Here is a 12,164-nt window from a genome sequence, read left to right on the forward strand (position 1 = left end):
ACGCCCACGCTCCTGTGTGTCACGACTGGCCTCTCAAGGGTCCATACTACGGAACCTCTACTCCATCCGGAGGTGTCGTCACCCGAAAGAACCCACGATCGACGTCCCGAATCGAGAAAATTCGGTTAATCTCTCCGTCAGAACCTAGGATCTCCGATTCGAGATCGAACCAATCCCGCAGATCCTCCGAGAACTGAATCCGATAAAGTTTGTCGGGGTTCGTAAAAAAATGTAACCCGACCGCCGGGATCATTTCCATCGATTGCAGTTGAATGGCACGCGACGGCGTCGTAGCCCTAAAATTGTGATACAGGACCGTATCTTCGCCTGATAAAAGAGCAATGATTCCCGCCGACCCAAACGCGAAGGAACCATCGTCGACCGTGATGCTCCCGAGCGAACCACCCAGTTGTCCATTCTCGCCGTATTCAAATACTTCACCGAGAAGTGAAATTCCTCGAACCGTAAATCGGAGCTGCCATACATCCCCGGGTCGGCGCGGCACTGTCCCCACCGGAGCGGTCTGCAAGGTAGTCCAATTCCCCAAGGTCCGCTTCCTCAACTCCATCCGTCCGTCTCCATAAACCTTGAACGCATAACCAGTGAGGGATCCCCAATCGTTTCCATTCATTCTCGCCATCAAACCAAAGAACGCGGTGTTGGCCTGCCACGGATACGCTTCCACGTCCGCAGTCACAATGTAATCAAACCAATCGCCACTCCCCGGTCCGTCATAAGTCGCGGCCGACCAGCCATGCGTTTGCCGAGTCAATTTCAGGTGCCCATTTCCATCCAAAACAGGGGTTTCCTGTTGCAGGTTTACTACCCAGTCGGACGGCGCAAGCTCTGATTCGTCGAAGGCAGTTTGGTACAACGTCTCCCCGCCGGACATATCCCCGTCAAATGCCAAAACCACGTACTCCAGCGGCCCAAGAGAAACCTGAAGATTCTCGCCATTCAGTTCCCATTCGCCCCCTCCGCCGATCCGGCGCCAAATGCTCCAATAAGGGCTCGGGAGGAACCAACTCCAAGTCCGGGTTGCATTGTGAGGATTCACGACGAGGAGAGTGACCGTGCCTGTATCCGTTAACCGGGCACGCGCAATGACATTCAGCGAATCCGCTACCGTTGCCGTCGGCACCTCCAGCTCTTCTCCAGGAGCCAGAAAACGCGGATAGAGCTTCCTGACCGCCCGCACCGTGGAAACGATCGCGTCCCAAACCGCCGGTTCGTGCACCCTCATGTCGAACCACTGCCTCGGCCACCAGTAATAGGCAAGACCTTTTGCCCCGAGCGCCAGCCCAACATGACCGTGCATTCGTATCTCTGCCGGACTGGGCCGGTGGACATGTCCGGGAACCGGCCCGCTCTGAAGAGCGTAATCATGTGCGTTGGTGATCATCCAGTTGGCTCGGGCCTTCCCAGGCGAAGCTCCCGAAAAGGAGAGCGTATTCACCCGTGCGGCACGCATCGACTCAATGTCCGCCAAAGACCGCTCCGGCTGACTGTGAGCACGGTAACTTTGCGACCACAGCATGTCGAATCCCCGGCTATATCGCGGAATCAACGCCGGATGCAGATAACAAATTGTCACCGGACGAAACGGGTCCACCCGCTTGATCGCTTCGTAGGCGCGCCGATGGCTGGCGGCGGGAAGCCCCACCCAATCGGGTTCGTCATACAGATACCACATTGCCAGGGAGGAATGCCCCATCAATGCCCCCACATAGCGTTCGATTAAATCCTGCCGTTCATTCCAAACCCACGATCTCGGAATTCCAAGGTAGACGCTCATGCCGTGGCGCTCGCAATACTCCAGATACTGTTTCGCTTCGTCAATCACTTGCACGATCTCCGACTCTTCCATCCGCCCCGTCACACCTCCTTCGAAATGATAACTATGGGTAAGCGCAAACCCGGCCTCCATCACTCCCCTGACATCGTTCAGCGAGTCGCTTGGATCGCGATAGGCGCCGAGTGGAGAAACCAGAAGGCCGTCGCGCCGAAAATTTCCGTCCTCGTCAATCGAATACAACGGGGGCAACTTCGTCCGCACGACCATGGTTTCCGCAGTCTGGATCACTACACCATCCTTCATGAAAATCAATTGCAGGCGGTTCAGGCCCGGAGAAAAATCAGCCGTCGGCTGCCAGGATGGACCCTCCGGCGATAGGACGGCGTCGCCAGCCAGAACGCCGCCACGAACAATTCGGACCCTATCGGGACGGTAGTCTGTCGTCCACTGCCAGGAAAGATGAGGCCGGGGCTCCTCAAAATGAGCAGGAGTCGGGCCTGTTATTCCAATATGGGAATGGTCATTGATCGCACTTGGGGGTACCACAAAGTCACCTGCTAGCCGGCCACCCCGAACGGGACCGGCGGCGGTTGATGCCTCCAGTTCCCAGCGGTATGCGCCGGGTGGGAGAGGATGCAGCGGGCGCCACACCGGATCACGCGTCCAACCTTCCCCCACGATTTCGTCCTGATTGTCGAAAAGAGTGAGAGCAAAATCGAAATCCTCCCGCTGATCATCGCCATCCTGAAGAACCGTCCAGGAGATCTCCGGACGATCACGACTCACCTGACTTCCCGCCGAAGGAGAAACGATGGCAAAACGCGCCGGTTCCGGCGCATCCCCTGCCGGGAGAAGGCGAAGATTCCGAAATCGTCCATTCCCCCCCTGCGCATGCAGGTAAAGGCCGCTTTGATCCAGATAATCCCACGCGGCTCCACGCATCACCGTGGTGGCGGTTTCCGCTGCGCCACCGTGTTGATCAAAATAAAAAAACTCGTAATAGGGACCATCGACCAAAAGGCCAAACTTATGCCATCCCACCGTCCAGGCGTCCCGGTCCCGGCTTAGGTTCATCTGAAATGCCGGCCACCGGTCATGCTGCCGGTTCCAGAGAACATTGCTGCCGCGACTGATGATGCGGTTATTGATCCCGAACGCATGGCCCCGCGTGCCCTCATCGTTGGCCCGGATGAGTAGCGTGGCCAAATGCCGGTTGTTGCTTCCAAGGGTCTCGCTGTTGTAAATCTCCACTTCGAGATAAAATGCCTCAGGTAATTGTTCCTGCCATTGGAGGGCATACAGCGAACTCGAAAGATTGAGTTGCCGGATTTCGCTGCCGTTGAAGGTCCAAAAGCCACTCCGAGTGGTCCACTCATTGGAGTTTGCAAGGTCGCGGGCGGACAGGTGCATTGCACAGAGGAGGAGAATGGAACTGGTGATTAAACAAATGCGCCGCAGGAGAATCCTCTGAAAAGTCCATCCATGCGGCGCATTCCGTATCCGGCTTTGCGCGCCTCTCACATATGCCCCGCCTGAGGCGATCACAATAGCGTTGACTTCGTATAAGCGTTGGAGCATAATGTGAGACATCGCACAATCGTTATTCTGATAATAACCAATCAGACCTGTTTCAGCCTGCGGTGCATGATCAAAAATGCCGCACAGCCGAGCCCCATTAACAGAGCCGTCGTCCCCGGCTCAGGAATGGCGGCCACTTCGAGATCATAATGCGAGATCACTTGAGTACTGTTTTGAAGGGAATAGATCCCAGCGTATCCACTGGCGAAGTTGTCGTCCGTTACCGTGAGACTGGCTTGCTCGACTCCAGCTGAATTCAAAACTCTGCCCGTCAATTCGTTTCCGATCATCGAGAATTCCAGAAACCAGACTTCTCCGGGTTGATAGGTGAATGTTCCCGGTGCGGTTAAGATACCACCAACCCAACTTTGAGAGTTGGTGGTTCCATTCCAGAGGCGCCTCTCGATTCCGATCCGGCCTTGTACGTCGGCGTAAAAGCCATAAAACGACCGTTGATTGAAAAGATCGTCCGTCAACTGCACCCGCCCAATCAAACCGACGTAGCCGCTGGTTCCCTGCCACGTGGTACTGCTCCACGCCGTTGTGATGGTGTAGTCCGTCCAGTTCGCACCCTCACCCGTGTAAACAATACGATTGTGACCCGCTGTGGTGATCAATTGACCTTCTCCATTCTGTTGAGGAAGATCAGACCAGCTGGGCACCCAGTCAGCGGGGAGGGTACCGGCTGGGCCGCTAAAATCCTCACTGAACATAACCAATGCAGCATTGGCAACGCCAGCGAAGATCAGTAATGACGCCGTCATTACCGTAAGTGACTTCATCCATTTATGAACTTTCATATTTCTGTCTTTCTACTTGGGTTTGGTTGAGTCTCATTGCCAGAACAATTCCGGACGCATGAGCGAAAATCAGTCTGCTTCCTCCATGAGCAGCACCAAATGCTGGTATGGAGCCAGGTGTATTGTTATGGCACCGCCTTCCCCGGACCACCGCCCGTTTCCTGAAAATTTTGTCCAGGTTCTTCCGGGGCGGTCGGAAACCGACCATTCCCACTCCTGGGACCGACCATGTGGATTCGCCACCAATAAGACCTTGCGTCCATCATTAAGACGCCGCGCCCGCGCCAATGCTCGATCAGGCTGCGCTCCATCCGCGGTTGGTACCTCCACTTCATTTCCCTCCGTCAGGAACAGCGGATACACCTGGTTGAGTTCGTGAAGTGTCGCCACGACAACCGACCAGATTTCCGGCGTGTCGCTCCGGAGGTCGATCCAGCGCTGGGGCCACCAATACCAAATCAATCCACGCGGATTAAGCGCCAAAACCGAAAAGGCGTGGGCATGGATTTGTTGCGCGCTGGGACGATGAACATGATTCGGGATCGGCCCTCCCTGAAGGCGCATATCGTGCGCGTTCAAAATCATCCAATTCGCCCGGGCTTCGGCGGAGGAATGTCCGGAAAAATGCAGCGTATTCATCCGCGCCTCTTCCATCGACCGCATATCGGCAATGGAACGTTCCGAGTGAGAATGCGCACGATAACTTTGCGACCAGAGCATGTCAAACCCCCGGCTGAATCGTGGAATCGCATCCGGGTGAAGGTAACAAATCGAGACGGGACGAAATGGATCCACCTGCTTGATCGCTTCGTAAGCCCGGCGATGGACCGCCGCCGACATCCCCAGCCAATCCGGTTCGTCATACAAGTACCAGGTCAACAACGCCGGTTCCCCCATCAATTCTCCGACAAACCGTTGGATCAAATCATGCCTTTCGTTCCAGACCCAGGATCGACGAATCCCCAGAAAGACCGCCACTCCATTCTCATGGGCAAACCGCAGGTAGTTCCTTGCATCCCGCACAAGTCCATCGTATTCCGTTTCATCGACATCGCCTCCATGTCGTCCTTCGAAATGGTAACTGTGACTCAGAGTGAAACCAGCCTCATGGAGTCCGGCGACATCGTCGAGACGGTCACTCGGATCCCGGTAGGTTCCGAGGGGAAGGAAAACCTCCTCCTCATGAAGGAGAACTCCGTCATCGCGGAATGAATACACACCCGGTAGTCGGGTCCGGACTACCAGCGACTCCACAGGTTCCAGTTCTTCTCCCTGGTGCGAGGCCCGAATCTCCAACCGATTCAAGCCATCAACGAGATCCCGGGCCGGCCTCCAGGAGAACCCATCCGAATGGATCTGGACCTCTCCGGCCAGCTGTTCTCCTCCGCGAAAAACCAGCACCGCATCTGGAGGCCCCCCACAAGTCCAAGTCCAAGTCAACTCCGGCCTCGCCTCCTCGAAATGGGCGGGCTCCGGCAATGAAAGCTTCAATGCCGGTGGATCGGAAACAGCGTCATCAGGAACTTCGAAACGGGAGGAAAACGATCCACCACGTAGGGGTCCCGCCACAGTCGAAGTCTCAATCGACCACTCATAGTGTCCGGGGACCAACGGCCTGCCTGGCCTCCAAAGCGGATCGCGCACCGTCTCCTCGACAACGACTTGCCCGTTTGCATCTTTCAAGGTCAACGTAAAATCAAATTCCTCCCGTTGGTCGTCGCCATCCTGGGCGATCCTCCAGCTAAATTTCGGCCGGGTCCGATCAGCTCGGTTCTCTGGCGATTCGATCACGAATCGCTCGGGCGCCGGCGCCTCGTCGGGCGACAAAAGGCGAAGATTGCGAAAGCGTCCCTCCCCTCCGTGGGCCTGGAGAAACAGGCCATTTTGATCCAAATAGTCCCAGGATGCTCCGCGAAGAACGGTGATTGCAACATCATCCTTCCCCTCCGCGCGGTCGAAGTAATAGAGTTCATAATAGGGTCCTTCGACAAGCAGACCAAATTTATGCCACCCGATCCCCCAGGCATGCCGGTCGCGGCTAAGATTCATGGCAAACGGCGCCCATTTCTGGTGGTGCCGCTCCCAGCCGACATTGCTGCCGCGGTTCACTCTCCGATTGTTGATCCCAAAGGCATGCCCCCGCTCTCCCTTTGCGTCACCGCGAACGAACGCCGTGGCAATATGCTGATCATTCCCTCCCCTCTCGTCCCTATTGTAAATCTCAAGTTCGAGGTAAAAATCACTCGGCAATTCTTCCCGCCAACGCAACAAATGGATGCCCGATTCACTGCTATCGGAACGTTGACGGATTTCTCCGTCCGTAAAATCCCACTGCCCGCGAACTTCCACCCAATTGGCAGAGGCAACAATATCCTTTGGGGCGGATACCATGGTGAGGGGAGAAAGAATGGTGAGAAACCAAGCGAAATGCTGAAGGGTCGAAATACAATTCATGGAGAAAACTTTATAGGTTGATACAACCTCCGTGCTGACCACGCGAACGTGGCCAGCAGGACGAAAGCGGAGGCTGAGAAAAGCCGGCGTTACTCCTGGTCTCTGACTACCCGGTAGAATTCCCGGTCGCGGTCACGAGTGGAGATAAAGCGGGTAATTTCCGTTCCGGATCCCATCACAGCGGATCCGAAATTCTCCCACTGGCTCAAATCAGTTGACCTCTGCACCTGGTAGGTTGTGCCGGAGGCAGTATCGAAGCGGAGTTCGACGGCCTGAAAGATTTCGACCGGATGAGGGATCTCGGCCAACTCCAAAACTCGGTGGTTATGATAAAGAACCTGATCCCCGGGCGACAGGAGTGCGACAATCCCTGTTGAACCCGAAGGATACGCGCTGTTCTCCGCCGATACACTGGCCAGCAACTCGCCGGTCTCGCCTGTTTCCGTCAGCCCGAAAACCGCCCCAGTGATAGTCGTGCCTTCCACCCGAAGGCGCAATTGCCAACGCTCCCCGGGAACATAGGAGACAGTCCCTACCGGTGTGGTGGCAATGATGGTGGTGCTGTTGTTTATCCAATTCAGAAGGCGTAATTGACCGTTTCCGTAAACTCCAAAAACATACCCGCTAAAATTGGCCAATGCGTCCCCGGTTACCCTCGCTTTTAGCCCAAAGAAAGCTGTTTGTGCGGTCCACGGATCAGCTTCTACGTCGGCAATGACCGTGTAGTCAGTCCAGCTGGCACTGTCACCACCATAATACGCTGCCATGTTCCAACCGTTATTGCCACTCCCGCGCAATAAGCGAAGGTTACCTTCTCCATCCTGCGCAGGCCAGTCCTGAGTCCACATATTATCCCAATAAGCGGGAACACTTCCGATCGGTCCTTCGAAATCCGTTTCGTAAAGCACACCCGCCGTCAGGACCGGGGAAACGAAAGAAAGGAGCAAGGCCGAACAGCCAGCCAGAAGAGAACGAGTGATGATGTTTTTCATAATGAGCACTAAGTGTTGTCGAATGATTGTATGATTCTGATTTTGGTTGTTACTGGATAAAAATGAGTATATTCCCGACGACGTCTGCTTCACTGATCGCCGAATATCGGAGCGTTACCTCCATGGTTTCCCTGAGTCGTTGCGAGGGTGGCGAAGTAATTACGGTCCATTCGTCCGACGTGACCATCGAGAAAGAGAGCATTGGCCCTTTCGCCATGTCGGAGATGTACCATAAATTGACTTTCGTATCCTCCCGATCCTATCATATATCCCTGAACCTGACTGGTGCGGCGGATACTATCGGCAATAATATAAAACTGCGACGGCACGTCGACATCCGAAAAACGCTTCCATTCCTCCCAGCGTCCGGGGTGACCACGTGGATACCAGGCACGCATGCCATAAGTATATGACCAATTTCCCGGCAGCTCGGCTTGCACTTCCTGACGATTGCGCGGGGTCCACGCGGGGCAGTAAAAAATATCCGAATCCAGATAATTGGCCGAATCTTGCTGGACATAACCACGGTCCGTAAGCATCCAAGGCCAATGCCGGCCCTGTCCCAAGCCTCCCCACTCGCTTTCAAGGATGCGAAATGGCATAATTCGTCCGTCATTATCATCCACGAATAGATGGATCGCAGCTCCCAACTGGCGGAGGTTACTCGTGCAATTGGCGGTCCGTGCCGACTCGCGAACCTGTCCTACAACCGGTATCAGAATCGCTGCCAGAATAGCAATGATGGCGATTACCGTTAAGAGTTCAATCAAAGTGAAAGCTGCGGAGGCCGCGTGAAGAGTTCCACTCTTTCCAATGGAGCTTTGTTTATTAGGGGAATATTGGATCATAATATTATGGATATTCGCTTATTAATTTGATCTAAGTTTTAAAAGACATAGGTTAATAATTACATTAACTCAAAGGGCAGGTCCGGTTGATTCACGAACAACAAGATGGGGCCGAATCTTCTGCATCGCGTACGGCTTCTGAGGATTCTGGATTCGCTCAAACAAGGCCTCCGCGATCTTCTCCGCCATTTCCGTCGGCCGTTGATCCACTGTGGTCAAAGGTGGTGATGACGCCCAACCAAAGTCCATATTGTCGAATCCGGCTACGGCTATATGCTCGGGAACCCTTAACCCTCGTTCCGTCAGGGCTTGGATTGTTCCCAAGGCAAAAATATCATTATGGACGATAATCCCATCCAAGCCGGGACTTGCTTCCAATAGACGCTCAACACTGGCGTGAACAACCTCCCGACGAGTATCGCCAGTGTAGGGCGACGTCCCTCTGAAATCATGGTAAATTACCGGGCACTCGCTCGAATTCAGGGAAAGTTCAGCCAGTCCAGTCTGGAAACCGTGTTCCCTCTCTGCCATGGTGGAGTGACCGCTCCTAAGCAGGAGAAGGCCGATCCGGCGACGTCCGCCTTCGTGCAAATGATGAACGAGCAACTTAGTTCCCTCGACAAGATCGAGCGCCACCTGATCCCCGCAACGGACCACCGGCGATCCGACATAGAGGACATTCTCCATCCGACGCCCGAGTTCCTCGATTTGGTCGGTAAAGCCTGGATAGCTGTGAACGAACGAAACCACTCCATCGACCCCTCGACCCGCAAAATCACGCAAGTATCTTCCAATCGAATCGACATCATCGTGGACCTGGCCAATTAAGAGCCGGTATCCGCGTCCAGCTAACGCTCGCTCCAAACGCTGCACAACCTCGTACGAAACCGACGGACCAAAAGAATCGATTAGAACTCCAATCAAACAGCTTCCCTCTCCCGCCAGTTGTTTGGCACTGAGATTCGGAGTATAACCCAGGCGCGCCGCTATCGCCCGCACCTTCTCCGCAGTCTTCTCCCCCACCCTGATTCCTTTCGAACCATTCGGGAACAAAACCCGCGAAACCGCCCGCCGAGAAACACCTGCTTCCTGGGCGATGTCTTCCATTCGCACGAATTTCGCACCAGCAGCAAGGGATGGGGTTCCGACTTCCTCGTTCCCCGGACCGTAAACGCCTTTTCGGATGAGTTGCTTTGGTTCTGAAGCTTTCATGCTCGAATCAAGTTGAATTCCGCGCGGTATCACAAGCCTTAAGATTTTTTTCGGCTGGCACTAGAAAGGTTATCGTGGACTAATTCGGCTCGTGATACCTCGCGGTATCTTCATAGATATGACGACTTTTCCGCTCGTGTCTAGCCTTTTATTTTCTTTTTGCCGGGGCGTTCCTTAGTTTTCCAGTTGCTCCAAAGCGGCCAGAAGAGTCTCCTCCATTCGTGACGGAGACACACTTAGAAGCTTCAGGGCCGACGGGGTACCTTCGGCAGCGAACGCGTCCCGGACAACCCCCAGAGTACGGTCGACCGTTTCCGCTGCGGCAGGTTCCCCAAGGTGGTTGGCAGGGTTGATCATCGTCAGCCGACGCGGAGCCAGACTCGCCGCCAAGTCCGGCAAATCGTAGGTTCCAACAGAGCCCGGAACGGCATGCGGAACATAATGAGTGCGGTATTGGTGATGACGGATCAACTCAGCCCAGCTTACAAGCGGTTCCGTCAAGACAACTCCTCGTATCGATTCGACGAACGCCGACGCGTGCAGCGCGACCGGTGCCAGATCTCCGCGCCCGATCAGGGCTATCCGCTCCGAATCGACCGCGTGGTGCGTCCGCAAATAGTTCACCGTCCTCGCGACATCGCCGGCGCGAATTCCCGTGATGCTTCGTCCGAGTTGGACACTCGCAAACCAGATGTTGTAGGACACCGGACCAACCTTGAAGTCGTGGGCATCGCCCCTGTAAACTCCCGGCCCCATCTCCCCAATGCCGAGCAGGTCGGGAACGAGAACAACCCAACCCTCTTTCGCCAGTCTGGCGATAGTGCCATCACGATGGGCATCTTCGGCCTTTCCCTCCGGATGCAGATAGACGGCCGCCGACCGCCGTCCAACGCCATCCGGCACAAACAGGAGAAACGGAATGACATAATCCCCTTCACCGGGCAGGAAGTATTTCTCGACCGAGTATCCATCGCGCGGCCAACGACCGGAAAAAACCGCTTCCGAAGGACCATCCGGCTCGCGGAAGCCCGACAGACGGCGGGCGACGGCGGGGATTTCATCCGAATGTCGAGCACCTTCGGTCCGCGCCGTTTCCAGCCGCTCGAGCAAGGGCTGGGACTCGAGAAGATTCAGACTGAAAATCGTCCCGCCACCAAGCGAGGTCGCGAGCTGGCCCGTAGGCGTTACCCGGGTTTCCTCCAACGGCCATTCCCCGACCTCCAGGTCGGACGGATCTCCAGGTTGCTCAAGGTGCTCCTGCAAAAAAGCATAGATCGCCTCCCGGTTTTTCTGGGTGGAAGTGTGACCGGCATCGTCCTCCTCAAGAACAAGGTTACGCTCCCCCCCTAGTGCCCGGAAAGCCGGCCGCACCTCGTCAAAAACCTCCCGCGTGCCTTGAATACTGAAGATATCACGGGTGGTGGCGGTCACCAGGGTCGGCTTGGGCGCCCGGGCAACAAGAAGATCGCCCATGTCGATGCCATTGGCGATGCCTCCCGGGAAGTTCTGCTCGGCATCCTGCAGCCCTCGGGTCTCAATCAAACGACGGAAACTGGTAATGTAATTTTCCGAGGTTGCCGCTCGAATTCGTTGGTCGAAAGCGGCCACATACGCAGCCTGCGTCCCGCCTCCGGAACGGCCTGCCACCCCAATTCGTTCCGCATCCACCTCGTCGCGAGAAACGAGGAAGTCAATCGCGCGGATTGCGTCCCAGGTCATGTGGCGTGCCAGGGAAAAACCGCTCAAAAAACATTGGGCTCCCGGATAGGAGTGCTCCAGAGTCGGTCCACCGATCCACGATGCCTGCCCTCCCTGATCCCAGTACTGCACCCGTTCTCCTTGTCCGACCGGGTCAATGGTCAGCACGATAAAACCTTTGTGCACCAAGTTTTGGATAAGGTGCAGACTGGCCTGGTAACGGAATCCGACGGAAGCATGTCCGAGGAGGAATAATACGGCCGGCGCCCTGCCGGAGAGATTCTCCGGCAGGAATAGTGCTCCAGTGACAAAGAACTCCGGCCGCGATTCAAAGACAACCTTCTCCATCCGCACTCCGTTTTTCGTAAAGCTTCCTAATATCTGGGTGTTAAGAGGCGTTCGCTCTGGAAAGGGGCCGACAATCCGATCAAGGATGGCGCGCACTTCCTCCTGCCGGGTCCGCCAATCCTCTCCAGAAGTGAGCCCGGCCACCCGTTCCGCGCGTGTTTGCAGCAACTCCTGCATCTGAGCCGCCATATGATGGTAAAGAGAATTCGGGGCGTCAGTGAAGCGCATCCAACCACCTAGCACCGAAAGATCTTCCTCCTGTTGGGCCGACGCGGAGGCTGTCGAGAGAAGTAATGACAGCGCCATTACGTTGACTAGTCTTATTGATTTCAAACCGCTCATACCTCTGCCTTTAATTTAGATTCCTAACCGCCTGCGGAGAATTTTAATTGACCGTAAAACGCGGGTGGATTCCGCGCGGTATCAAAACAGATTCGTA

The 12,164-nt window shown here is 55.4% G+C and carries 7 protein-coding genes; all 7 read right to left on the reverse strand.

From position 1 onward, the window contains the following. Positions 1-46 precede the first annotated feature (46 nt). The gene (locus ACWUI2_RS03380; protein WP_486981458.1) at positions 47-3,373 is read right to left on the reverse strand and encodes a hypothetical protein; all 3,327 of its coding nucleotides are present in this window, start codon (positions 3,371-3,373) and stop codon (positions 47-49) included. Between the two features lie 41 nt (positions 3,374-3,414). After that, positions 3,415-4,173: a PEP-CTERM sorting domain-containing protein gene (locus ACWUI2_RS03385; protein ID WP_486981459.1), complete on the reverse strand. Its 759-nt coding sequence runs from the start codon at positions 4,171-4,173 to the stop codon at positions 3,415-3,417. Between the two features lie 69 nt (positions 4,174-4,242). Further along, positions 4,243-6,627, reverse strand: a complete 2,385-nt coding sequence (locus ACWUI2_RS03390; protein WP_486981460.1) for a hypothetical protein — start codon at positions 6,625-6,627, stop codon at positions 4,243-4,245. Positions 6,628-6,716: 89 nt separating this feature from the next. Further along, positions 6,717-7,712 (reverse strand): hypothetical protein, encoded by a 996-nt coding sequence (locus ACWUI2_RS03395; protein ID WP_486981461.1) that lies wholly within the window; start codon positions 7,710-7,712, stop codon positions 6,717-6,719. Continuing rightward, on the reverse strand, positions 7,709-8,467 hold the full coding sequence (locus ACWUI2_RS03400) for a prepilin-type N-terminal cleavage/methylation domain-containing protein (RefSeq protein ID WP_486981462.1): 759 nt from the start codon (positions 8,465-8,467) through the stop codon (positions 7,709-7,711). Before ACWUI2_RS03400 ends, ACWUI2_RS03395 begins: the two co-directional genes overlap by 4 nt. A 69-nt stretch (positions 8,468-8,536) precedes the next feature. After that, the gene (locus ACWUI2_RS03405; RefSeq protein ID WP_486981463.1) at positions 8,537-9,574 is read right to left on the reverse strand and encodes a LacI family DNA-binding transcriptional regulator; all 1,038 of its coding nucleotides are present in this window, start codon (positions 9,572-9,574) and stop codon (positions 8,537-8,539) included. Positions 9,575-9,853: 279 nt separating this feature from the next. Further along, positions 9,854-12,031 carry an alpha/beta hydrolase family protein gene (locus tag ACWUI2_RS03410; protein ID WP_486981464.1) on the reverse strand — a complete coding sequence of 726 codons (2,178 nt, stop codon included), beginning with the start codon at positions 12,029-12,031 and terminating at the stop codon, positions 9,854-9,856. Positions 12,032-12,164: the final 133 nt, after the last annotated feature.

The sequence above is a fragment of the Verruconatronum alginivorum genome (assembly GCF_056590205.1).